The 22791-nt window shown below is 55.7% G+C and carries 22 protein-coding genes; 18 read left to right on the forward strand and 4 right to left on the reverse strand.

The window, feature by feature from the left end; all coding sequences use genetic code 11:
- Positions 1 to 3 precede the first annotated feature (3 nt).
- The 4 genes from AC2FFD_RS15910 to AC2FFD_RS15925 all read left to right on the forward strand — a co-directional run bounded on the left by AC2FFD_RS15910 (position 4) and on the right by AC2FFD_RS15925 (position 2776).
- Positions 4 to 573, forward strand: coding sequence for a DsbE family thiol:disulfide interchange protein (locus AC2FFD_RS15910; RefSeq protein ID WP_170417873.1), 570 nt, complete (start codon positions 4 to 6; stop codon positions 571 to 573).
- On the forward strand, positions 570 to 1058 hold the full coding sequence (locus AC2FFD_RS15915) for a cytochrome c-type biogenesis protein (protein ID WP_170417876.1): 489 nt from the start codon (positions 570 to 572) through the stop codon (positions 1056 to 1058). The genes AC2FFD_RS15910 and AC2FFD_RS15915 overlap by 4 nt, the downstream gene beginning before the upstream one ends.
- A complete protein-coding gene (ccmI, locus tag AC2FFD_RS15920; RefSeq protein ID WP_170417878.1) occupies positions 1055 to 2203 on the forward strand; it encodes a c-type cytochrome biogenesis protein CcmI in 1149 nt (382 codons plus the stop codon). Before AC2FFD_RS15915 ends, ccmI begins: the two co-directional genes overlap by 4 nt.
- Positions 2204 to 2317: 114 nt before the next feature.
- Positions 2318 to 2776, forward strand: a complete 459-nt coding sequence (locus AC2FFD_RS15925) for an ATPase (protein ID WP_170417881.1) — start codon at positions 2318 to 2320, stop codon at positions 2774 to 2776.
- Between the two features lie 9 nt (positions 2777 to 2785).
- Here AC2FFD_RS15925 and AC2FFD_RS15930 read toward each other — a convergent pair whose 3' ends face one another.
- From AC2FFD_RS15930 to AC2FFD_RS15940, 3 genes are all read right to left on the reverse strand, one after another.
- The gene (locus AC2FFD_RS15930; protein WP_496873539.1) at positions 2786 to 4882 is read right to left on the reverse strand and encodes a protein-disulfide reductase DsbD family protein; all 2097 of its coding nucleotides are present in this window, start codon (positions 4880 to 4882) and stop codon (positions 2786 to 2788) included.
- Between the two features lie 117 nt (positions 4883 to 4999).
- A complete protein-coding gene (locus AC2FFD_RS15935) occupies positions 5000 to 5173 on the reverse strand; it encodes a hypothetical protein (RefSeq protein WP_170417885.1) in 174 nt (57 codons plus the stop codon).
- 39 nt (positions 5174 to 5212) lie between these two features.
- Positions 5213 to 5524, reverse strand: a complete 312-nt coding sequence (locus tag AC2FFD_RS15940) for a DUF2933 domain-containing protein (RefSeq protein ID WP_255612174.1) — start codon at positions 5522 to 5524, stop codon at positions 5213 to 5215.
- Positions 5525 to 5898: 374 nt separating this feature from the next.
- Here AC2FFD_RS15940 and AC2FFD_RS15945 point away from each other — a divergent pair, with 374 nt between their 5' ends.
- The 9 genes from AC2FFD_RS15945 to AC2FFD_RS15985 all read left to right on the forward strand — a co-directional run bounded on the left by AC2FFD_RS15945 (position 5899) and on the right by AC2FFD_RS15985 (position 12782).
- A complete protein-coding gene (locus AC2FFD_RS15945) occupies positions 5899 to 6552 on the forward strand; it encodes a L,D-transpeptidase (protein ID WP_050605720.1) in 654 nt (217 codons plus the stop codon).
- A gap of 634 nt (positions 6553 to 7186) precedes the next feature.
- Positions 7187 to 7777: a L,D-transpeptidase gene (locus AC2FFD_RS15950; RefSeq protein ID WP_170417888.1), complete on the forward strand. Its 591-nt coding sequence runs from the start codon at positions 7187 to 7189 to the stop codon at positions 7775 to 7777.
- Between the two features lie 67 nt (positions 7778 to 7844).
- A complete protein-coding gene (locus AC2FFD_RS15955) occupies positions 7845 to 8294 on the forward strand; it encodes a c-type cytochrome (protein WP_170417891.1) in 450 nt (149 codons plus the stop codon).
- Positions 8295 to 8447: 153 nt separating this feature from the next.
- Positions 8448 to 8630: a hypothetical protein gene (locus tag AC2FFD_RS15960; RefSeq protein ID WP_157054267.1), complete on the forward strand. Its 183-nt coding sequence runs from the start codon at positions 8448 to 8450 to the stop codon at positions 8628 to 8630.
- A 60-nt stretch (positions 8631 to 8690) separates the two neighbouring features.
- Positions 8691 to 9260, forward strand: coding sequence for a c-type cytochrome (locus AC2FFD_RS15965; protein WP_170417895.1), 570 nt, complete (start codon positions 8691 to 8693; stop codon positions 9258 to 9260).
- Between the two features lie 9 nt (positions 9261 to 9269).
- On the forward strand, positions 9270 to 10169 hold the full coding sequence (locus AC2FFD_RS15970; RefSeq protein ID WP_170417899.1) for a c-type cytochrome: 900 nt from the start codon (positions 9270 to 9272) through the stop codon (positions 10167 to 10169).
- A 39-nt stretch (positions 10170 to 10208) separates the two neighbouring features.
- Entirely contained in the window at positions 10209 to 11579 is a 1371-nt protein-coding gene (locus AC2FFD_RS15975; protein WP_170417903.1) for a multicopper oxidase family protein, read from the forward strand.
- Entirely contained in the window at positions 11579 to 12052 is a 474-nt protein-coding gene (locus AC2FFD_RS15980; RefSeq protein ID WP_170418019.1) for a c-type cytochrome, read from the forward strand. Before AC2FFD_RS15975 ends, AC2FFD_RS15980 begins: the two co-directional genes overlap by 1 nt.
- A 1-nt stretch (position 12053) precedes the next feature.
- Positions 12054 to 12782, forward strand: coding sequence for a DsbA family protein (locus AC2FFD_RS15985; RefSeq protein ID WP_414478956.1), 729 nt, complete (start codon positions 12054 to 12056; stop codon positions 12780 to 12782).
- Between the two features lie 37 nt (positions 12783 to 12819).
- Here AC2FFD_RS15985 and AC2FFD_RS15990 read toward each other — a convergent pair whose 3' ends face one another.
- Positions 12820 to 13017 carry a heavy-metal-associated domain-containing protein gene (locus AC2FFD_RS15990; protein WP_170417905.1) on the reverse strand — a complete coding sequence of 66 codons (198 nt, stop codon included), beginning with the start codon at positions 13015 to 13017 and terminating at the stop codon, positions 12820 to 12822.
- A 173-nt stretch (positions 13018 to 13190) separates the two neighbouring features.
- On the opposite strand from AC2FFD_RS15990, the gene AC2FFD_RS15995 reads away from it, so the two are divergent.
- The 5 genes from AC2FFD_RS15995 to AC2FFD_RS16015 all read left to right on the forward strand — a co-directional run bounded on the left by AC2FFD_RS15995 (position 13191) and on the right by AC2FFD_RS16015 (position 22463).
- On the forward strand, positions 13191 to 15701 hold the full coding sequence (locus AC2FFD_RS15995; protein ID WP_170417908.1) for a heavy metal translocating P-type ATPase: 2511 nt from the start codon (positions 13191 to 13193) through the stop codon (positions 15699 to 15701).
- 15 nt (positions 15702 to 15716) lie between these two features.
- Positions 15717 to 16103, forward strand: a complete 387-nt coding sequence (cueR, locus tag AC2FFD_RS16000; RefSeq protein WP_152460772.1) for a Cu(I)-responsive transcriptional regulator — start codon at positions 15717 to 15719, stop codon at positions 16101 to 16103.
- 617 nt (positions 16104 to 16720) lie between these two features.
- Positions 16721 to 18916, forward strand: coding sequence for an efflux RND transporter periplasmic adaptor subunit (locus AC2FFD_RS16005; protein WP_496873540.1), 2196 nt, complete (start codon positions 16721 to 16723; stop codon positions 18914 to 18916).
- Positions 18913 to 22092 carry an efflux RND transporter permease subunit gene (locus AC2FFD_RS16010; RefSeq protein ID WP_170417917.1) on the forward strand — a complete coding sequence of 1060 codons (3180 nt, stop codon included), beginning with the start codon at positions 18913 to 18915 and terminating at the stop codon, positions 22090 to 22092. The genes AC2FFD_RS16005 and AC2FFD_RS16010 overlap by 4 nt, the downstream gene beginning before the upstream one ends.
- Before the next feature lie 29 nt (positions 22093 to 22121).
- Positions 22122 to 22463, forward strand: a complete 342-nt coding sequence (locus AC2FFD_RS16015; RefSeq protein ID WP_170417920.1) for a copper-binding protein — start codon at positions 22122 to 22124, stop codon at positions 22461 to 22463.
- The last annotated feature ends 328 nt before the right edge of the window (positions 22464 to 22791 follow it).

A 22791-nucleotide genomic window follows, 5' to 3' on the forward strand; every position in this document is an offset into this window, starting at 1 on the left:
GCAATGAAACGTCTATTTGCACTGTTCCCAATTACGATTGCCGGCATCCTGGGTGCCTTCCTGCTATGGGGACTGAATCCCGATCGCGATCCAAACGAAATCCCGTCTGTTTTGATCTCGCAGCCGGTGCCTGAGTTCGACTTGCCGCCGGTCGAAGGGCTGGATACCCACGGGCTGTCCAGTACCGATCTGGTGGAAAATGACGGGTCAGCTCCGATCGTGGTCAACGTGTTTGCGTCCTGGTGCGTGCCCTGCCGGGCCGAACATGCGGTGCTGACGCGTATGGTACGCGATGAGGGCATTCGCCTGATGGGCATTAACTACAAAGACAAGCCGCAGGACGCGCGGAAATGGCTCGACGATCTGGGCAACCCTTATGAGCGCATCGGTTCCGACCTGGACGGCCGAGCCGGGATCGAATGGGGGATTTCCGGCGTGCCGGAGACCTTTGTGATTGATGGCGCGGGCAAGGTCGTATTCCGTTTTGTCGGCCCGGTGCTGGGCGACGAGGCAATTTCAAAGATGCGCACCGCGCTGGATCAGGCGCGGGCGGCCGGAGGAGAGGCGTCATGATACGTCGCATTGTAATTACCGCGGTCACTCTGGCGATGCTGGTGTCGCAGCCGGCATTCGCGGTTGAGCCCGACGAGATACTTGCAGATCCGGTATTGGAAGAGCGGGCCCGGGCGATTTCGAAACAGGTGCGATGCGTGGTGTGCCAGAACCAAGACATCGACAGTTCTAACGCTGGCGTGGCGCGCGACCTTCGTCTGCTTGTGCGCGAACGGCTGGTGGCAGGCGACACGGACCAGCAGGTTATGGACTTTCTGGTTGCGCGTTATGGCGACTATGTTCTGTTCAACCCGCCATGGAAGCCATCAACTTACATTCTGTGGGTTGCGCCTATCGTCATCCTGGGGCTGGGTGGTATCGCGACTGCAGCGGTATTGACCCAAAATGCGCGCCGATATCGGAAGTCGCGAAAACAAGAGACGGAACGCGGCGCGAGCGAAGAACGGAATCCCGAAAACCATTCACTCACGGAGCCGCACGCATGATCTGGATTATCTTTTCATTCATGGCCGTGGCGGTGTTTCTGACGCTCGCCCTCTCCGGCCTGGGGCGCAAGACCTCGGACTTGTCGAGACGCGAAAGCGCCTCTGCCATCTTTTCCGACCAGATCGGCGAAGTGGAGAAGGACCTGGAACGAGGAATTATCTCAGCCGAAGAGGCCAAGGCCGCCAGAGCCGAGATAGAACGTCGCCTGAAGGCGATTGACCGGCAATCGGACGACAAAGCGATAATGGGCCATTCCGGGCGTGCGCTGATTTTACTTGCCGCGCTGGTAGTTCCAGCGCTCGGAGCCGGTCTTTATTGGCAACTGGGTAGTCCCTACATCCCCAGCCAGCCATTTGCCCAACGCGAGGGGGAGCAGGCCGAAGCCCGTGAAATCGCCGACCTTGCCGTGCGCCTGAAGTCGCGGCTTGAGGCGGATGAAACCGGCGGGCCAACCGAGGGATGGGTGTTGTTGGCTCAGACCTATATGCGTATGGGACGCTTTGGAGATGCCGCAGACGCGTTCGAGGGGTTGCTGGACCGACCCAATGCGAATTCAGCGCTGGTGTCGCAATATGGCGAGGCGTTGGTCTATGCCGATGACGGTGTCGTTACGCCCAAGGCCGATCGGGCGTTTGAACGAGCCTTGGAACTGGACCCATCGAACCCAGCAGCGACATTCTACAAAGCCATTGGTCTGGAGCAGGCTGGATCGCCTGATAAGGCCTATGACCTACTGAAGACGCGGATGGACGCCGAAGAGGAGTTCCGGCCATGGATGGAGAGTTTTGTGGCCCAGCTTAACCGCATCGCCCCGTCGATCGGACGGGCTCCGGTGAATCTGGCGGCTTTTGCGCCTTCCATGCCCGGCCCAACTGCCGATCAGGTGGCGGCGGCCGAGGAGATGTCAGACGAAGACCGGCAGGCCTTCATCCGCTCGATGGTCGAACGGCTTGCGAGCCGGATGCAGGAAAACCCAGGCGATCTGGACGGCTGGATGCGGCTGGGCAACGCCTATTCGGTGCTGGGCGAGACCGACGGCGCCCGGAACGCCTATGGCAGGGCAAGGGATCTGGCGGATGACCTGCCGCAGGGGGATCCGCGCAAGGTGGCAATCGACCGGGCATTGCTGGAACTGGGGGGTTGATTCCCGCAGCCCGGCGTGGATCGGGCCGGCGCCGACTTCGCGCTGATGCCCAGTGAGCCATCTGGAAAATTCCGGTTTAGGCTATCGCATGCCGATCTTTAGGAGGTTGAGACCATGAAAGTTGAAACGTTTTCTGATCTAATTGTCTGGACGCGGGAAATGCATCATTGGCTCGCCGAATGTTTGGCCCACTGTTCGACACAGTCAGAGCAGGAGCTGGCCAGGATGTTGCTTACCTACCTCGCCGATCATGAGGCTGCTCTGGAGAAAATCGTCGATGGTTTCGTGAAACGAGCCGATCCCAAAGCGCTCAACACCTGGGTATATGACTATTTGGGCAATGAGCCGATCGACCCACATCGCGCCTGCGACAGGCCGTTCGCACAGATGAGCGTCGATGAGATCTGCGAAGCGGTCTTCGATCTTCACAATCAGGTGATCGACTTATATCGGTATTTGCACGGGCGTGCCGAGATACCCGAGGCACGCGAACTCTTTCAGGCGATACTGGATATGGAAGAGCACGAGACCATGCGTTTAGCGCAGCAGAGCAACCGCGTCCGGGATATGTGAACTCCGGGGTCAGGATCCGCTTTCCACGGCTCCGCCCGCAATCGGCGCGGCCTGTTCCATCGCGTCGAGAATGGCGTTCGTGGTCAAGATCTCTGGCAGGGCGATGCCTTCGGGGGCCGACGGGCCGTAGACGATGTTGAAGGGGATCCCGAACCGTCCATTGTCCTCAAGGAAACGGGCGATCACATCGTCGGGGCGGGTCCAGTCGGCCTGCATCGGAATTGCTTTGTCCGATTGCAGTGTTGCCAGAACCTCGCCGCGTTCCAGCACCAGCGCTTTGTTGGCCTTGCAGGTCAGACACCAGTCGGCTGTGACATCGACGAAAACCACCTCGCCGCGCGACACAAGGCGGGCGATTTCGGGGCGGCTGAAGGTAATCCAAGGGATCTCTCCGGCTGGTTCAAGCAGCCTGGACCGGTCTTTGCCGGCAATCGCAACCGGTGCGGCAAACGCTGCGGTCAGCGTCAGCAACAGGGCTGTCCAGCGCAAAACGGGTGGCATCATCGTACTTTTCCAGATCAACAGGACCAGAACAGTTGCAGCCAGCACGGTAGCAGTTGCAGCAGTGTCTCCGGCCACCCCGACCATCACCCAGACCAACCAGCCGATCGTGGTCAGCAGTGCCGCCGACAGGGCCCATTTTAATCCCACCATCCAACGCCCCGGTTTAGGCAGAGCGGCGGTAAGTTTCGGGTGCACTGCAACCAGCAGGTAAGGAATGGCCAGCCCGACCCCTATTGCGGTGAAGATCGCCACGATATCCACCGGTCGGCCGGTCAGGGCAAAGGCCACCGCCGTGCCGAGGAAGGGGGCCGAGCAGGGCGTCGCCAGAACTGCTGAGAAGGCTCCGGTCAGGAAATCCCCGACCAGCGACACGCGGCCCTTTTCGACATGGGCAAGCCGGGTGTTCAGCGACTGCGGCAGCGTGATCTCGAACAAGCCCGCGAGGCTGGTTGCAAAAACCGCCAGCACCACGATCATCACCGCAAGGAAAAGCGGATTCTGGAACTGGATGCCCCAGCCGACGGAATAGCCCAGCGACCGCGCCGCAATGGTGATAGCCGCCAACAGCCACATGAATGTCAGGATTCCGGCTGCCGAAGCCAGGAACCCGGCGCGAATCTGAGCCGCAGAGCGGTCGCGAGCCTTTACCGCCGAGGAAAGCTTGATCGAAAGCACTGGCAGTACGCAGGGCATGACATTCAGAATCAACCCGCCGCCCACCGCCAGCAAAATGATCCAGACCAGCGCGCTGGCTGAAGTTTCGGCGGCCGCGATCTCATATGGTGGCGGGGTAGGGGGAGCGTCGGTACGGGGCGAAAACTCGGCCACGCGGTTGGTGTCGGTAACCGTGACGGACAAGGCGGGGGGGTCCTGTGCCAGAGCGAGGACCGGGAACTGCACCCATAGCTGACGCCTGTCGCCAGCGAGCCGGATGTCGGGTGCACCAAACGCGGTGTCACGTCCCATGTCGGGAAAGACATCAGGCGCATCAAAGGGCAGGTCGCTGGTGAAATTCAGCGTCAGCATCTCGGACTCGGTATCCAGGGTCGCGGCGTCGGACTTCATTCCGCTTGTGTTTCCCGTGGTTGGCACCCGCGACAGAAAGGCATTTATAAGCCGGGCCGAGTCCTGATCCCGACCCGTTCCCTGAGTCAGCGACAAGTCCAGCGAAAACTCGACCGGCACACAGATATCGGAACAGATCAGCGTTGTCACAGCGGCCTTCAAGTCAACTGGCGCTCCGGGGTTCTCGAGTGTGACGGTCAGCGGAAAGACCACTTCGTCCTTGTACCCGAAATTCTCGATCCCGAAGGCGCGAAAACGGATCGGCGCGGGCCAGTGAAACTGTACGTCGCTGACGTTTTGCGAGCCGTTCCAAGTGATCTTGGGCGGAATTCCCACCTCACCAGGCGACTTCCAGTAGGTTTTCCAATCTTCGCCCAGTTTCAGATGCAGTCCTGCAGTGATCGTCTTGACGTCAGGCGCGATCCCGTCCTGCGCGGTAATTATGTGTGCGACCAGGGGCTCTGATTCATACGCTTGGGATGTAGCTGCAAGGCTTGTCCCGGCGGAAGTCTGGCCAAAGATTAACCCCAAGATCATAATACATAAATTTAGGAGTGTTCTTGCCATTGCGCGTTGCCATCGGTTGTTTTGCACCCGTCTCTGCCAGATTCCAGCGCTGGAGGGTCAACGAGCCGGAATGTCACATCCCCACGATCAGCTCACGAAACCTTCGCGCCCGTCTTCGCAGATGAAATAGGCCCCGCCATCCGCGCCCTCCCATTGAACCCGGCAACCTTGGGGCAGGGCGTATTCAGGCTGCGGCGGTTGCAGCGGGCATAGTTTAGGGCGTGGTGCGCAAGCCGCCAGCGAAAGAGCGGCCAGCGACATGGCGGCCAACCTTGAGCACCAAAGCTTCATGATTGAAGATTATTGCCGGTGTACTGGGTTCGGTCCGACCGCGGCGTCTGTTGCCTTTGGTCTTTCCGATTCAGATTTGTTCGAATGACAGGATTTTTCCATCGCCTTGTGCATAAAGAAATGGGCTCCGAGGCACAGGATCAACGGTGCGAAAAGACCCAAGGAGTCAGAAAGCCCACCAACCGTCCCGCCGGCGATCAAGTAGAGAGCGATCGGCGTTATCATGGCAATGCAACATACCATCATGCCCCATTTCATTATCTTGCCGCCGCTAACCGGTACTGACGCCTGCGGCGCGTTTGCAGTCTGTTTTTCTTTCACATTCAACTCCAAAATTTGGATTGGAGACCTCTGCTAACGCCTTCCCACGATGGAAGGTCAAGCTGTTTTGGCGCGAAGCGAATTTGACGCTGTCAAACCAGTCCAGCATTTGCTTGGGCCTTACTTGGTGCATAGACACGGCCGGAACAGGGAAGTTTTTAGGGGTATGAACAGCAGGCATTGTCGTCCCGACGCCTGGTGAAGTTTCAGGTTAAACACGAAGCTGCCTAGGTCACTTTAAGCCTTGAAAACTCGCGGGTGGGTCGAAGCGATATCGAACGAATAATTGAATGGACAAATCTTCCCCCGTCGCGGATTGTCTAATCCCCTGGGTACTAACTCCAGACACCAACCAGCCAATAGGAGCGCTATCAATGCTGACCAGACGACATTTTGTTGCAGCCTCGCTCGCCATTTTCTCTCAGCCGGTTTTTGGAGTGACGTCGGCGGCGGCCTCGCAATGGTCGGAGTGGGATGCGCAAGTAACTCCAGCCAATTTTGATCCCGCAACATCCAATCCCTGGGGTTTACACCCACGTTTCCTGCCTCAGCGTGTGCAAACCAATCGACCACTTACTCCGGGTGACATTCATGTCGACGCGGTGGCACGATATCTGTATTTCATCGAAGACGGTGGCACAGCAATGCGTTACGGCGTAGCCATTGCCCGAGGCAATCTTTACGAGCCCGGAGTCTACACGATCAAGCGAAAGGCCAAATGGCCGCGTTGGACTCCTACAGCCGAAATGATTGAGCGCGACCCTGATGAATATGCGCAATTCGCAGATGGTGTGCCCGGTGGGCCGACAAACCCATTGGGATCAAGGGCGTTTTATCTGTTCGAAGGTGGTCGCGACACATACCTGCGAATTCACGGAACGCCTTATCCAAGATCTATCGGAGGTCGCGCAAGTTCTGGCTGCGTAAGGATGGCGATGCCACATATCATCGGGCTTTATGATCGTGTCAGGCCAGGGTCCACGGCTCATCTCTACCCTCCCGAGCGGCTTCTGACCGCGACCAGCTGACAGGCGCTTGTCAGGCGCGCGTACAGATTGGGCGCCCTTCAATAGTCCTAAGTGGTAGGTAGGTTGTTTCAACTGGCCCAACATAGCGATACCAATAGCAACCGTCCTCAGGCATGATTTTCACTGCGTTCAGGTCCTGGCCCGGAGCAGCAATCTGGGCTACGGCGTCAGGAACTTGGGAAAGCGTTCCGGGCTCGCTATCTGCAGATATTGACGTTGTTTCGGTACAAGCGCCGATGAACAAAAGTGCGGCCAGTGCTTGGAAAGCTTTCCTGAAGGACATGGTGTTTAGTCCACTGTGATTGTCATTTGTAGTGCCTGCTACCCTCGCATCGACGGGTGATCACATCAATTCACCAAGAACTAAGCAATTGTTAGCGTTGCTTTTTTGTGTTCGGTTGATTCAAGAAAGTCAGGTTTTGCTTAAAGCAGCCTGGAGTTACGTCCAAGAAAAATTGCTTTTCCACAATGACTTGATGATTTGGGTCCGCCTTCTAAGGAAATATCCCTGCGCCAACGGCAACGACAATTCAGACGAGACATCCCATATGAAATGTCATTTGCGTGTTGACCTTCCAGCGCAGGAACCGGGCATACGAGTTATTTGAGTCGGAAAAAAAGAATAAACTTTGGGATGGCAGGCATGAAACGGAGCAAAGAAGGAAAGGTTGTTACGCGACGTGGAGTGATTGCCGCGTTTGCTGCGACGACGCTTTTTCCAGCACCGGCCGTTTGGGCCCAATCAACGGCAACTGAGGGGACGCGCCGCAATGTTTCCTCATTCCGCGTTGCTAAATGGCAGGACCACTTTGATACGCTTAAGAATGGTGTGATCCTGTCCGATACACAGTCCAAGGTCCTGCAATATTGGTCGGAAGACGAAAGCGTCTACCGAATGTATCCAACCAGCGTACCGCTGACGGAAGACCTTACAAGGCTGGGCTACACCACAGTTACTCGCAAGGTCGAAGGGCCGTCTTGGCGACCGACACCAGCAATGAAAAAGCGCAACCCCGCTTGGCCCGATTATGTGGGCCCGGGTCCGGAGAATCCTCTGGGGACACATGCACTTTATTTGAGCTGGCAATACTACCGGATCCACGGCACCAACGACACGCGCAAGATCGGGAGAAGATCCTCCAACGGCTGCATTGGCTTGTACAACGAGCAGATTGCGGAATTGTTCGAACTGGCCACTGTGGGCACTCAGGTAAAACTGATCTGACCTTGGTCAGGCCGATTTTTTTTGCGCGCGTTGAACCTAAGAACTGACAATCATGTGAAGAACAGAGATGGATAAACTTACACTCTTGATCGGCGGAGTAGTGATCGCAGGCGCCGCCGCGTTCGTCTACAACTTAAATCAGCAACCAACAGGTCACTCGATGACGCCGCCCGATACGTCAGCACTGGAGCAAGGAGACCCAATCGAAAACGTCACTCTGCCGGACCAGCTAAGCGAATTTGCGGCCGTCGGCAAAGTGGCATTCGACGCCAAATGCTCGGCGTGCCATGGCGCGAATGCAACAGGTCTGGAAGGCCTTGCACCACCTTTGGTGCATAAAATCTATGAACCAAGCCACCATTCGGACGAGTCATTTTATGTGGCAGTCCAGAATGGAGTTCGGGCACACCATTGGAAGTTCGGCAATATGCCGCCGGTCGATGGCTTGACCCGTGCGGATGTGAAGGGCATCGTGGCGTATATCAGAGAGCTGCAGCAGGAAAACGGGATTTTCTGAAGGTGACGAGCCGAATGGGCAGTGCAATTCGTTACATCATACTGTCAATGGTGCTGACCATTGGCGGGCTGCTTGTGACGGCCGATTCTGCTCATGCACATGGCAGTGGTTCTCAGCACGTGATTGACCAAACGGACTCCGCGGACGTTGAGCATGTCAAGCAGGGTCATCCCGGACATTGTCATGGCGGAACGATTTGCAACGCTGTTGGTCTATTTTCGATGGGTCCACCACCGCCTGGCCCCCAAGATACTGAACAAAGATACTCGATCCCTCGAGCCCAATACCGGGTTCTCGGTATCGCGGCGTTTGACCCACCACCGCCGCGTGTCCTGATCTGACCAGTCGAATTGCGCTCAACCTGGGCGCGTCGAAGCAGACGACAAGGACAAAACAATGAACATTCTGAAAATGACCACAGGCGTTGCCCTGGTTTCTCTGTTTGCAGCCGCCGCCCTGGCGCATGGTGGCGCAACCGGCATCGTCAAAGAACGCATGGATGGTATGTCCGCGATGAAGGACAGCATGAAGATCCTTACGCCGATGATGCAGGGGAAAACGCCCTACAATGCGCAAACGGTACGAAGCGAGGCCAAGAAAATCGGGCGTCACGCTGGTGAGAGCATGACAAAGCTGTTTCCAGAGGGATCTGATGGCAAACCCTCGGAGGCCAAATCGGAGATCTGGCAGGATTGGGGTTCATTTGCAGAGTTAGCCAGGCAGTTGGAATCCTACTCTGAAGGCCTTGTGCTTGCGGCGGACAACGGGTTGATGATGTCCGGGTCGGGCCATGGTTCGGGCATGATGGGCGGCGCATCCATGATGGGTGGCGGTTCTATGATGGGTGCCGGAATGATGGGCGGCAGTCCAAACCAGGCACAACTTTCTGAAATGCCGGCAGATGGTGTGTTCATGATGCTGAGCCAGACATGCTCGGCGTGTCACACGCAATTTCGGTCGGAATAGGAATGCGTCATGAGACCGATATTCCGATTGGGCCTTGCTGCCGCCGTAGCGGCGTCAGCGGGACTTGTTGCTGTGATGGCTTGGCCGATTGGCCAGCCCTTACAAGCTCTCGACATTCAGGGTGACGTTAACCGCGGGGCGTATCTGGCAAGGGCAAGTGGTTGTATCGCTTGCCACACAGATTTTGCCAAAGGGGGCGCGGCCTTGGCCGGTGGGGTGGAGTTGGATACCCCGTTCGGCACGCTCTTTTCGCCGAACCTGACCACAGATCCCGATCACGGGATCGGTGATTGGACAATCGAGGAGTTCGCCCGCGCGGTGCGTCAAGGCGTATCACCCGGCGGACAACCCTATTACCCGGCCTTTCCTTATCCATTCTATGCCAATTTCACGGATCAGGACATCGCCGATCTCTGGGCCGCATGGCAAACAGTTCCACCGGTAGCGGAACCGTCAAAAGAACAGGAAATGGCGTTCCCCTTCAATCAGAGATGGGGCCTGAAGCTGTGGCGCGCGGCTTTTCTGGAACCACCCCGCACTGATCCCGTGCCGGGCAATGACGAAGTGTGGAACCGGGGCCGGCTACTGGTCGAAGGTGCCACACATTGTGCGGCCTGCCACACCGGGAGGAACCTGGCTGGCGCAAGAAATTCGGACACGGAACACTTCAAGGGAAGTGACTCTCTGCCGGGCGGTGACAAGGCACCGGCCATCGACTTTGAGACCCTGCAAAAGCGTGGTTGGACGGTAGATGATTTGGCCTACGCGTTGCGCACCGGCGTCATGCCTGATGGCGATGTCTTCGGCGGCGCCATGGGAGAGGTCGTAAACTATGGCACCAGCTTTCTGACAGACGAAGACCGGAAGGCAATGGCGACCTATCTGCTGGATGTGCACGACGGGGGGTAATCGAGTGAGAGATCAAATTTTCTTTGGAGGGAAGTCCTCATGAAGCTCAATCGCAGGCAATTCGTTGCAGGCACGTCGGCACTAATCGCAGTGCCGACTATCGGGAGGGCGGCTACCGCCCCCCGAATAATCGAGGCGCGTTCAGGATTGGCACGTGTTGCCCCCGACAGCTATCCTGAAACCGAGATATGGGGATATGATGGCGGTGTTCCGGGCCCCGAAATTCGTGCCCGGCAGGGCGAAACGGTTCGCCGGACACTCCTGAACTCACTGCCTCAGCCTACGGCAATCCATTGGCATGGACTGCGGGTTCCAAACAACATGGATGGGGTGCCGGGTCTTACACAGGAGGCTGTACCAACAAGCGGCGAGTTTCAGTATGACTTGCCTCTGAAGGATGCAGGAACCTTCTGGTACCACTCTCATAACCAGTCAACGGAACAAGTGGCCAGGGGCCTTTACGGCGCGTTCATCGTCGACGAAATGGACCCGCCGGACACGGATCATGACATTACGATCCTGCTGGATGACTGGAGGTTGGGTCAGGACGCCCAAATCGTCGATGATTTCGGCGCGATGCATGACTGGACGCATGCAGGCCGAATGGGAAACTACGTTCACGCACACATATCGCCCATGACAGAAGTTCTGACAAACCAGCGTTTGCGACTTCGAATGGTCAACGTGGCAACTGATCGGATCATGTATGTCTCAGTAGGTGGCGCAAACGGGAAACTGGTCGCTTATGATGGCATGCCTGTAAGGCAGCCAGAGGATTTTGAAACCCTTGTTTTTGGGCCTGCACAGCGAGCAGACTTAATTGTTGATGTCACAGCGGAATCGAACGAAGCCGTTCAAATAACTCTTCACGAACGCGATGAATCGTTTGTCATTGCTGAAATCCCGGTTTCGGGAAGCGGTGCATCCGCAAACCGCGGTGCAATAGAAGCCCTGCCACCCAACCCTGTTTCCTTTCTCGAAGATGTTTCTGACGCTTTGACAATCCCATTAGTGATGGAAGGCGGGGCGATGGGCGGACTGCGTCAAGGCACTTTTAACGGCCAGGTCATGAGCACCAATGAATTGGTTCAGGAAGGGCAGATCTGGACATTCAACGGTGTCGCCGGGTTACCTGAAAACCCCCTTGCTGCCGTTTCGCGTGGCGACATAGTCCGGATTCAGATGCAGAACGACACCGTCTTTCCGCACGCTATGCACTTGCACGGGACGCACTTTCAGGAAGTTCTGCCAAACGGCAACCTAGGGCCGCTGCGGGACACAATCCTGGTTGACCGGATAGAAAAGCGGGAGATTGCGTTCGTTGCGGATAACCCGGGGGATTGGCTGTTTCATTGCCATATGCTGTCGCATCAGGCCGCTGGTATGAAGACCTGGCTGAGCGTGGCATGATGAACAAGAGTTCGGCGAAATGGGTGTCACTGGCTGCTGTAGTGATCATTGTCGCGGTCGCTGGCTGGGGCCTGAGTGGGCGTGCGCAGAACAGTGCATCAGCGGATTCGGCACGTGGTGCAGTTTTGTACGCCGAAAACTGCGCGTCATGCCACGGGGCAAATTTGGAGGGTCAGCAGGATTGGCAAACACCTGATCCGGATGGCGTCTTGCGGGCGCCCCCGCATGACCGAACCGGGCATACCTGGCATCACGGCGACAAGCTGTTGTTCGACTATACAAAGTTTGGCGGGGACCAAACTTTGAAACAGATGGGTGTCGCTGACGTCAAAAGCGGCATGCCAGGCTTCGGGGACACTCTGTCGGATCAGGATATCTGGGACATCCTCGCCTTCATCAAGGAGAGTTGGCCGGATCGGGAACGCAAGCTGCAAGAGCAACGCACCGAAGCAGAACAAACGGAAGGAAACTGATGTGAAACGAATACTTGCAGGCTTAGTCGCTATCGCCATGTCGATTGGCATTCCTATGGCACGCGCCGACGAGCTGTCTGACTCCGATGTAAAACGGCTGGCTCTCGAAGCCATTTTGGAAAACCCTGAGATCATCATGCAGGCGATTCAATTGCTTCAACAGCGCGAGGATCAGGCAAAAGCCGAAGCAATTGGAAGCGTCTTGGAAAATCAGCGTGAATTGCTGGAACAGGATCCGAATGCGCCTGTAATCGGAAACCCGGAAGGCGATGTAACCGTGGTCGAGTTTTTCGACTATAACTGCCCATATTGCAAACGCGCTGCCCCGGTCGTGAAGAACGTAATCGCGGGCGATTCCGATGTGCGAATTGTTTATCGAGAATGGCCCATACTTGGAGAAGGTTCCGACTTCGCGGCACGCGCTGCGCTGGCCTCACGAAACCAGGGAAAATACGAAGAATTTCATTGGGCGCTTATGGCTCTGAACGGTCGTGCCACTGAGGCCAGTGTACTGAAAGTTGTTCGGGAACTTGGCCTGGACGAGGATCAATTGCGCGCAGATATGGAAGCGCCGGAAGTCGACGCGCATATTCAGATTTCCATGGAATTGGCCCGACAGCTTGGCTTCAGTGGCACTCCTTCGTTTGTGATTGGAGATGCGCTTGCCCCGGGTCTGATCACCGAAGATGAAATGACCCGGTTAATCGTGGCAGTCAGAGACGCAAGATAGAACCAAGGGGGCGACAGCATGTGCGCTCCTAAGTTTATCATGCGATCGTGGCTTCGTATCCCTCGGACTTCAGCGCTGCAAGGATATGATCAAGTGAATTGGTGCTTAAGACACGTACCCTGCGGTTTTCCATGTCAAAGTCCAACTGTGCGGAGGAATCCACCGTGGCAACGGCTTTTTCGATAGCTGACTTGCAGTGCCCGCAGCTCATATCCGGGATATTTAGGGTCGTCATGGATGTTTGCTCCTGTGTTCCGTCGTCCCGGCTAAAGTATTCCAGCACAGGAAGGTCAAGTCGTGATTATTGGATCGTCAAAATTAGTGGCAAAGAAAGTCAGCCCCATCCCTTGACCTTCCACTTGCTGGAACCCTTATGTTTCCCGTCAGCAGAACATTGGTGGTGACAATATGACTGAAATTTCACATGCAAGGTTTCAAGTTCAGGGTATGAGCTGTGCGTCCTGCGTAGGGCGGGTTGAGCGCGCGTTGAAAGATGTGCCAGGGGTAGATGCCGCTTCGGTTAATCTCGCCAGCGAAAGCGTTCAGGTCGATTTCCGCGATCCAGCCGATAAAGCGGCCATTGCTGATGCGTTAAACAGCGCCGGATATCTGGCACGGACGGAAGAGGTAACGCTGGATATTCAGAACATGTCCTGCGCATCGTGCGTGGGGCGCGTTGAACGGGCATTGCAAGCAGATGATGGCGTCTTGTCCGCGTCGGTCAATCTGGCCACCGAAAGTGCAACTGTACGTTATGCTGAGGGAGTCACAACACCCGAAGCCATCGCGGCGCTTGCGGCATCTGCTGGCTATCCGGCGAGCCTGCGATCCGCGACGCAGACCGAACCACAAGACCGCAAAGCCAAAGAGATTCGCCAATTGGCCCGGCGAACAAGCTTTGCCGCCTTGCTCGCTTTGCCGGTCTTTATCCTTGAAATGGGCTCGCATGTTATTCCGGGCATGCACCACCTGATAGCGAGCACGATCGGCATCCAGAACAGCTATTACCTGCAATTCCTTCTAACCACGATCGTTCTTTTTGGGCCAGGTTTGCAGTTCTATACTAAGGGATTCCCTTCCTTGTTCAAAGGCGCGCCGGACATGAATTCTCTGGTGGCTCTGGGCACTTCGGCGGCTTATGGGTTCTCGCTTGTTTCCACCTTTGCGCCGGGTGTTCTTCCCGCCGGAACCGCAAACGTCTACTACGAGGCCGCAGCGGTGATCGTGGTTCTCATATTGCTGGGGAGGTTCCTCGAGGCGCGCGCCAAGGGGCGAACTGGTGAAGCGATCCGAAAACTGGTCGGTCTGCAGGCAAAAACAGCGCGCGTTGAGCGCGACGGATCGGTTGTCGAGCTACCGATCGAGCAGATCGTTGTAGGGGATATTGTGCACGTTCGACCGGGCGAAAAAATCGCGGTGGATGGTGCCGTAGTGACCGGCGCGTCATATGTCGATGAAAGCATGATCACCGGCGAGCCGGTTCCTGCCGAAAAGACCGAGGGCGCAACTGTGGTCGGCGGAACAGTTAATGGCGCGGGCGCATTGACGTACCGGGCTGAAAAGATCGGCGCAGACACTATGTTGGCCCAGATCATTCAAATGGTCGAACAAGCACAGGGTGCCAAGCTTCCGATTCAAGGCTTGGTTGACCGCATCACGCTGTGGTTCGTGCCGGTAGTGATCGCTGTGGCCGTAATGACTGTGCTGGTTTGGATGTTGTTCGGACCCGATCCTGCGCTCAGCTTGGCGTTGGTAGCCGGGGTTGCGGTACTGATCATTGCTTGCCCCTGCGCCATGGGGTTGGCCACACCCACCTCAATCATGGTCGGCACCGGCCGCGCGGCCGAGATGGGTGTCCTGTTTCGAAAGGGCGACGCCTTGCAAATGCTGCAGGAAACCACCGTTGTTGCGGTGGACAAGACGGGGACCTTGACCGAAGGGCGTCCGGAGCTGACCGACCTGATTGTGGCCGAAGGATTGGCCGAGGATGAGGTTCTGCGCCTTGTTGCTGCCGTTGAGGTCACATCCGAACATCCGATCGCCACGGCCATCGTGCGCGCGGCTGAAACCCGTGGTCTGGAGCTTTCGAAGCCAGAAGACTTCACGTCGATCACCGGTTACGGGGTAAGCGCCTCAGTCGAAGGCCATACAATCCTGATCGGGGCCGACCGCCTGATGAGTCGCGAAGGGGTTGAAATGGGCGCGTTGTCTGATCGGGGCGCTGAACTCGCAATCAACGGAAAGACTCCACTTTATGCCTCCGTAGACGGAGTTATCGCAGCCGTCATCGCCGTGGCGGACCCAATCAAGACCACCACGCCAGACGCAATTGAAGCTTTGCACGGACTGGGGCTGAAAGTAGCGATGATTACCGGCGACAATACCGCTACAGCCAAATCCATCGCGGCGCAGCTTGGCATCGATCATGTCGTGGCCGAGGTTCTGCCAGAGGGTAAAGTATCCGCGTTGCAAGATCTGCGCTCAAATGGCGGAAAACTGGCCTTTGTGGGTGATGGCATCAATGATGCCCCCGCTCTGGCGGCGGCTGACGTAGGAATTGCGATCGGGACAGGCACTGACATCGCCATCGAGGCGGCTGACGTCGTTCTGATGTCAGGCGACCTGACAGGCGTGGTCAACGCCTTCGATATTAGTCAGCGCACCATGCGTAACATCCGCCAAAACCTGTTCTGGGCTTTCAGCTACAACACGCTGCTCATACCGGTTGCAGCGGGGGTGCTCTATCCGTTTGGCGGCCCGTTGCTGTCGCCGGTTTTGGCTGCAGGTGCCATGGCGCTGTCCAGTGTATTTGTCCTGACCAACGCGCTGCGGTTGCGCTGGGTTAAGCCGATCAAAGTTGGGCGAGAACAGATCTCGCAGAATGAAGAGCAGGCGCTGCGATCAGCGCCTGCTGAATAGAATAGGAGAACCGCTGTGAATATCGGAGATGTAGCAGAACGTTCGGGTCTGCCTGCCAAAACCATCCGTTATTACGAGGATATCGGATTCATCAAACCCAGGCGCAGTCTGAACGGGTATCGACATTTCGACGAAAAGGAACTGCACAAACTGGCCTTCATCGGGCGGGCCCGCTCATTGGGCTTTACCATTGAGGATTGCCGTTCACTACTGGCGTTGTACGAGGACAAAGAACGCGCAAGCGCGGACGTGAAGGATATCGCCAAACAGAACCTAAAAGAAATAGATGCCAAGATCGCGGACCTGAAGGCCATGCATGCTACACTGTCTCATTTAATCGATGAATGTGCCGGAGACCACCGTCCCGACTGCCCGATCCTGAAGAACCTCGGCCAAACTTAGATGCGCTCATCGTATGAACTGCCTCCTATTTTGGCAGTTTGTTACGTGTATTCGCGGGAATCCGCTTCATTTCGATACAGCGCACCAACTCACCTGTTTTTTCCTCCGACTGGCTTGAACACTCGTTACGTTCGTCCTAACTGCACGGGATGAAGTGGAAGTTTTTCTCAGTGTTGCGAATGACGTTTCTGACATGCGTCTGCTTGGCGATGACCTTCGTCGGCACTGTTGTGGTCGCGAGCAGTGACGTCAAAAACAGTAGCACCTCTGAGCCTCACGGCGTTTCAATGGCTGCAAAGTCATCAGACTTCAAACACGACCATAGCGGTTTGCATCCGACGACTGGCCAAATCCACACTGATAGCCACGTAAATCACAGCGGAGAATGTCATTCCGGCATCTGCTGCGTTGGTGAATATCCTACCCAAGTGAGTGTTGCTGTGTTGGCTACAGCTTTCGGGCAGCAAAACCGAAACATGGATTCGGAAACCCATCTGTCTCAGGGACCTCTGACTCCCGATCGTCCTCCTCAAATCTCCTGACATCCTCAGGCCCGCAAGCGCGGGCATTCATGTTGTTTCGGTTCCAGCATTCAATGCGACCGTCGGGAGATTATTATGCGTGGAAGATATGCGGCACTATCAGTACTTGCCTTGGCGTTTGGCCTGGGTGGAGGTGTCATTCTTGAAAGACTGTACCTGAATCCAATTGATCAGGGCCAGTCGAACGAACCAGAGGTCCTTTATTGGGTAGCACCGATGGATCCGAATTTTCGGCAGCCTGGACCTGGAAAATCGCCGATGGGTATGGATTTGATCCCGGTTTATTCTGGGCAGGAACCTACCGGCGACCCTGAAGAAGTCACCCTAAGCGCTGCGGAAATCAACGCAATTGGTGTGCGGACTGCGGTTGCACGCATGACTGATATCGAACCTCGCATCGAGACGGTGGGTTTCGTCGGCTTTGACGAACACCTGACCAATCACGTTCATACGCGTGTTGAAGGTTGGATTGAGCAACTGAAAGTTCGCGCGGTCGGTGATCGGGTTGAGAAGGGGCAAGTTTTATTTGAACTCTTTTCACCATTGATCGCAGCTGCGACCGGCGATCTTGTACGCGCAGTTGAAGCCGGTGACCCGCGGATTTTGGACGCGGCGCGCAATAAGTTGATCAGCCACGGTATGTCCGCACGTCAGGTTGCAGAGATCGAGGCGGGCGGTGAGTTGGTTCGAAATGTGCAAATTGAGGCGCCTCAAAACGGTGTTGTCATAGCGCTGAATGCCGCTGATGGAATGTACCTGCAGCCAGGCACGCTTGCGTTTTCGGTCACCGATCTTTCTGAAGTATGGTTGATCGTCGATGTTTTCGAACGAGATATTGCACGTTTGTCGGAGGACATGCGCGCAATAGCAAGGTTCGAGCACCTACCCGGTCGCACCTTCGAAGGCGACATCGACTATGTTTACCCTGAGCTTGATCCGCAAACCCGAACTCTTCCCGTAAGGCTTAGTTTCGATAACACCGACGGCGTGCTGCGGCCGGGCATGTTTGGCAGTGTTAGCCTTATACCGGATGAAAGCCGAAATGTTCTCACTGTTCCATCAGAGGCGTTAATTCGTACCGGTTCGGCGGAACGCGTCATCTTAAAAACAGGCGATGGTACTTTTCGCCCGAGACTGGTGACTACAGGTCTTCGAGACAGTTTCGGCGAGGGGGGTCGAACAGAAGTTCTGCAAGGGCTTGAACCTGGTGAGGAAGTTGTCGCATCCGCACAGTTTCTAATCGACAGTGAAAGTGCTTTGAGCGCCGGTTTCACCCGAATGGCACCAACGGATACCGAACCAGCACGCGGGGCAGGCACCCTGGTTTCACTCGATGCCCAAAATCGTATGGCAACTGTTCGTCACGATGTTCTCGAAAGCCTCGATTGGCCCGCAATGACTTCGCAGTTTCCGGTGAGGTCTGGTGTTTCGCTCGACAGCTTGAGTGCAGGCGACGCAGTCGCTTTCGTGATCGCACGGGGTGCGGATGGGCTTCTGAGCCTGATGGAGCTTGCACCAGACGATGGTATTGCCGGAACTGGTGCCGGAATCGCGCGCGCCGTCACTTCAGACGGCAAATTGACGCTTGAGCACGGACCGATCCCCGAGCTCGGTTGGGCCGCCATGACAATGGATTTGCCTGTTGTAGGAGTAGATCTCACTACCGTGCCAATCGACATGCCAATTGAGTTTGATCTGGCTGAGGGAGAAGGGGGGATGTTCTCGATTGTGGCAATTCGCGAAGAGGGCTCGCCGCCGACGGATTCCGTTGAACCCGAAGAAACCGACACGCCTTCTGCTCCACCGATTGTAGTCACCGGCACGATCAACCTCGTTAATGCTGAGGCGGGAACGGCAACCATCACTCACGGGCCGATGACTGAGATTGGCATGCCCGGAATGACCATGGATTTCCCATTAGAACCTACATTGGACACAAGCATGCTCGAAGTCGGTTCTGAAATGACTCTGACTTTCGCGCGTGCAGATGGCATGACAATGGTGTTGGCTGCGGCAACGCCTATTGCACCGCCACTTCAGGTTTCTGGCCGGATTAACAGTATCGACCCGAACGCGCGTACCGCGAACGTAACACACGGTCCGATGACTGAGATCGGCATGCCGGGCATGACCATGGATTTCCCGGTTGCGGAGGGGATTGAGGTTTCTAACTTGCCTGTAGGGATTGATGTTTCTTTGATCCTTCGCCGCAATCCCGACTTTTCGATGACGCTGTTAGAGGTCGCGCTTGATGGGAGTGTTACGCAGTGATCACGGCCATCATTCGTTCTTCGCTCGCCAACAGGTTCGTCATCTTGGCCCTCGCATTCATGATAGGAGTTGCGGGTATTTGGGCCATTCGTGAGACGCCGGTTGATGCAATCCCGGATCTGTCGGATGTCCAGGTAATTGTTCGCACGCCATATCCCGGGCAAGCGCCTCAAGTTGTCGAAAACCAAATCACATATCCACTTGCGACAGCCCTATTGGCCGTACCCGGTGCAAAAGACGTTCGCGGGTTCTCGTTCTTTGGAGACAGCTTTGTATATGTTGTCTTTGAGGACGGGACGGACCTCTACTGGGCTCGGTCGCGTGTGCTCGAATACTTGGGCCAGATTACCGGCAGCTTACCTGAGGGCGTGTCACCACAACTTGGCCCTGATGCGACTGGGGTCGGGTGGATTTATCAGTATGCGCTGGTTGACAGAACCGGAAATCATGATCTGGCTCAGCTCAGGACTCTGCAGGATTGGTTTCTGAAATACGAATTACAAGCCGTGGAAGGCGTCTCAGAAGTCGCCACCATCGGCGGAATGGTCAAACAGTACCAGGTCGTCGTCGACCCAAACAAACTACGTGCCTATGACATAACACTTGCACAATTGAGGACGGCTATTCAGGCGGCCAACCGCGAGACGGGCGGCAGCGTCATTGAGATGGGGGAAGCCGAATTCATGGTCAGGTCCTCGGGCTACATTGACGAATTGTCAGACCTTGCAAGCGCGCCGTTGATGGTCAACGACCGTGGCGCCGCTCTGACGCTTGGAGACGTCGCTGAAATCCGTCTGGGGCCGGAAATGCGGCGCGGTGTCGGAGAACTCGACGGGCAAGGAGACGCGGTTGGTGGAGTAGTCATTCTGCGATGGGGTGGGAATGCGTTGGCAACGATCAAAGCGGTGGAGGCGCGCATCGAAGAGTTGCGCTCAAACCTGCCGGAGGGGGTCGAAATCATAACGACCTACGACCGATCTGGTGTGATCGAGCGTGCTATCGATAACCTCCAGAAGAAACTGACGCAGGAATTCATTGTCGTTGTTCTTGTGTGCGCGGCTTTTCTACTTCATCTGCGGTCATCCCTCGTAATTCTTCTGTCGCTCCCTCTGGGAATCTTTGCCGCATTTATTCTGATGAAGGCGCAAGGAGTAAACGCAAACATCATGTCGCTCGGCGGCATAGCCATCGCTATTGGTGCGATGGTCGACGCATCGATTGTGATGATCGAGGCGATGCACAGGCGGTTGGAAAAAGAAAAGCTCACAGCAGAGAACCGATGGCGGATTGTGCAAGAGTGCGCTTCTGAGGTGGGACCAGCCCTTTTTTATTCTCTGGCGATTATCACGGTTAGTTTTTTGCCTGTTTTCGTTCTGGAAAATCAGGAAGGTAGGCTCTTCTCGCCACTCGCTTATACCAAAACCTACGCCATGGCTGCAGCCGCCATCCTTTCGATAACGCTGGTTCCGGTCTTGATGGGTTACTTTGTAAGGGGGCGTATTCTACCGGAGCGAAAAAATCCGCTAAATCGCTTGGTTGTGTTCGTGTACCGCCCATTTCTGGACGCGGCAATTGCCTGGCCATGGGCAACAACACTGTTGGCCGGCGTTCTGGTGACGTCCATGTGGTACCCGTACCAGAGAATTGGCTCTGAATTCATGCCCGAGTTGAACGAAGGTGATTTTCTCTACATGCCGAGCTTCTACCCCGGGATCTCGACGGGAAAAGCCCGTGAGGTACTGCAGCAGACCAACCGCCTGATCGCGACCGTGCCTGAAGTCGAAACTGTTCACGGTAAAGTTGGGCGTGCGGAGACTGCAACCGATCCAGCACCTCTAACGATGGTGGAGACCACAATCCAACTCAAGCCGGAAGAAGAATGGCGCCCCGGCATGACAATGGAGAAAATCCGGAATGAGCTCGATCGTATCGTTCAGGTTCCGGGCGTTACAAATGTTTGGATCCAACCTATCAAGAACCGCATCGATATGCTTGCGACAGGTATCCGTACTCCTGTCGGTGTCAAAATATCCGGCACCGACTTGGAGGTCATTACAGATATAGGGATCGAAGTAGAGCGTGCGGTCGCTGATATTGATGGAACGGCTTCCGCCTACGCAGAGCGACCTGTTGGCGGGCGTTTCATCGAAATCGACGTCAAACGAGATGCCGCCTCCCGATACATGATGAGTGTTCGAGAAGTTCAGGACGTAGTGCAGACCGCAATTGGCGGTATGCAAGTGTCGGAATCTGTGGAGGGGCTGGAGAGGTTTCCTATAAACCTTCGGTACCCTCAGGCATGGCGAGACAGCCCGGAACGGCTCGAAAATCTTCCTGTCGTCACGCCGTCGGGTGCTCATGTGCCACTGTCCGCTCTCGCCGATATTCGAATAGTTGACGGGCCGGGAATGATACGATCAGAGAACGCTCGACGAACTGGGTTCGTGTTCATCGACATCGCGGGGCGCGACCTGGGCGGCTATGTGGCCGAAGCACAAGAGGTGGTTACAGAAAAGGTCGACCTGCCTCCAGGTTACTCGCTGACTTGGTCAGGGCAGTATGAGTACATAGAGAGAATGCAGGACAGGTTGACGATCGTTGCTCCTGCAACCCTGCTAATTATCACGCTCATGCTTTTCTTGGCGTTCAATCGGGTGATTGAGGTCGGGATAATTCTTGCGGCGCTCCCGGTCGCATTGGCAGGTGGGGTTTGGTTCTTATGGTATCTTAACTTCGATATCTCAATTGCTGTGCTCGTGGGCTTCATCGCGCTGGCGGGAGTTGCCGTGGAAACAGCGATTGTCATGTTGTTGTACCTCAATCTTGCTTGGGAGAAACGTCGAGGGCTGGCGCAATCGGAACAGCGAAAGCTGACACGTGACGATATCGAAGACGCGGTGTTCGAAGGAGCCGTTCTTCGGGTTCGGCCGAAGGTAATGACTGTAGCCACGATCTTTGCAGCACTGATACCCATCATGTACGGCACCGGTACAGGCTCTGAAATCATGCAGCGGATCGCTGCGCCGATGATTGGGGGCATGGTGACAGCGACCCTTCTTACGCTTTTTGTCATTCCCGCAATATTCGTGATTTGGAAACGGCTCGCGCTCAATCGCGTGAACCGAGAGATCTCCCACACGATCCAGGAAGTGCCCCCTGCGCTTCCGGCAGAATAATACCCACAACCTTGAAACAGGAGCATCTGATGAAAACTTTGACTGCAATTTTGGCCCTATTGGCCGTGTCTACAACATCCGGCATCGCGCAAACGAACCACGGCATGGACCATTCCAACATGCCCATGTCTTCCGAACAGATGGAAGGTGCGGTCCACGCAAAGGCTTTGGTGAACTCAATTGGCGACGAAACCGCTAACGTCAGCCATGATCCGATCCCCGAGATCGGGTGGCCCGCGATGACGATGGATTTGCAGCTTCTTGAGAATGCCCAGATGATGGGTGAGATCAGCGCAGGTGACGAAGTCACACTGATGTTGGTCAAAAGCGATGATGGTATGTATGCGATCGGCGCGATCATGAAAAACTGAGTCTGTTGATGCGGCAGCTATTCACCAATGATGTGATTGTTCGCCGTTTCAACGACTGTAGGAAATTCTATGAACTAAGAGAAATGGAGTAGGAGCCACTCAAGAACCAAATCGTATTTCAACGATCTGTGGCTCTGCTCATAAGTTATCAGTCCATTGTCGGTTAAAGGCGCTTTAAGCAATTCGTTGACTGATTGAAGCTCCAAAGCTCAGAAAATCTTCCGGCTATACTGATTGAACAGAGCAATCCAGGTGTCACTGTACCCTAATTAATCAGAATCTTGCTTGAAATTGTCCTGCAAAATCAATTGTGGTTTGTGCTCTCAAT

The sequence above is a fragment of the Ruegeria sp. YTSC002 genome (genome assembly GCF_059609845.1).

What these genes read in the sequence shown, in the direction of transcription:
- AC2FFD_RS15910 (WP_170417873.1), top strand. Translation starts at nt 4, where the DNA reads ATGAAACGTCTATTTGCACTGTTCCCAATTACGATTGCCGGCATCCTG.
- AC2FFD_RS15915 (WP_170417876.1), top strand. Translation starts at nt 570, where the DNA reads ATGATACGTCGCATTGTAATTACCGCGGTCACTCTGGCGATGCTGGTG.
- ccmI (WP_170417878.1), top strand. Translation starts at nt 1,055, where the DNA reads ATGATCTGGATTATCTTTTCATTCATGGCCGTGGCGGTGTTTCTGACG.
- AC2FFD_RS15925 (WP_170417881.1), top strand. Translation starts at nt 2,318, where the DNA reads ATGAAAGTTGAAACGTTTTCTGATCTAATTGTCTGGACGCGGGAAATG.
- AC2FFD_RS15930 (WP_496873539.1), bottom strand. Translation starts at nt 4,882, where the DNA reads ATGATCTTGGGGTTAATCTTTGGCCAGACTTCCGCCGGGACAAGCCTT.
- AC2FFD_RS15935 (WP_170417885.1), bottom strand. Translation starts at nt 5,173, where the DNA reads ATGTCGCTGGCCGCTCTTTCGCTGGCGGCTTGCGCACCACGCCCTAAA.
- AC2FFD_RS15945 (WP_050605720.1), top strand. Translation starts at nt 5,899, where the DNA reads ATGCTGACCAGACGACATTTTGTTGCAGCCTCGCTCGCCATTTTCTCT.
- AC2FFD_RS15950 (WP_170417888.1), top strand. Translation starts at nt 7,187, where the DNA reads ATGGCAGGCATGAAACGGAGCAAAGAAGGAAAGGTTGTTACGCGACGT.
- AC2FFD_RS15955 (WP_170417891.1), top strand. Translation starts at nt 7,845, where the DNA reads ATGGATAAACTTACACTCTTGATCGGCGGAGTAGTGATCGCAGGCGCC.
- AC2FFD_RS15960 (WP_157054267.1), top strand. Translation starts at nt 8,448, where the DNA reads ATGTCAAGCAGGGTCATCCCGGACATTGTCATGGCGGAACGATTTGCA.
- AC2FFD_RS15965 (WP_170417895.1), top strand. Translation starts at nt 8,691, where the DNA reads ATGAACATTCTGAAAATGACCACAGGCGTTGCCCTGGTTTCTCTGTTT.
- AC2FFD_RS15970 (WP_170417899.1), top strand. Translation starts at nt 9,270, where the DNA reads ATGAGACCGATATTCCGATTGGGCCTTGCTGCCGCCGTAGCGGCGTCA.
- AC2FFD_RS15975 (WP_170417903.1), top strand. Translation starts at nt 10,209, where the DNA reads ATGAAGCTCAATCGCAGGCAATTCGTTGCAGGCACGTCGGCACTAATC.
- AC2FFD_RS15980 (WP_170418019.1), top strand. Translation starts at nt 11,579, where the DNA reads ATGAACAAGAGTTCGGCGAAATGGGTGTCACTGGCTGCTGTAGTGATC.
- AC2FFD_RS15990 (WP_170417905.1), bottom strand. Translation starts at nt 13,017, where the DNA reads ATGACGACCCTAAATATCCCGGATATGAGCTGCGGGCACTGCAAGTCA.
- AC2FFD_RS15995 (WP_170417908.1), top strand. Translation starts at nt 13,191, where the DNA reads ATGACTGAAATTTCACATGCAAGGTTTCAAGTTCAGGGTATGAGCTGT.
- AC2FFD_RS16005 (WP_496873540.1), top strand. Translation starts at nt 16,721, where the DNA reads ATGCGTGGAAGATATGCGGCACTATCAGTACTTGCCTTGGCGTTTGGC.
- AC2FFD_RS16015 (WP_170417920.1), top strand. Translation starts at nt 22,122, where the DNA reads ATGAAAACTTTGACTGCAATTTTGGCCCTATTGGCCGTGTCTACAACA.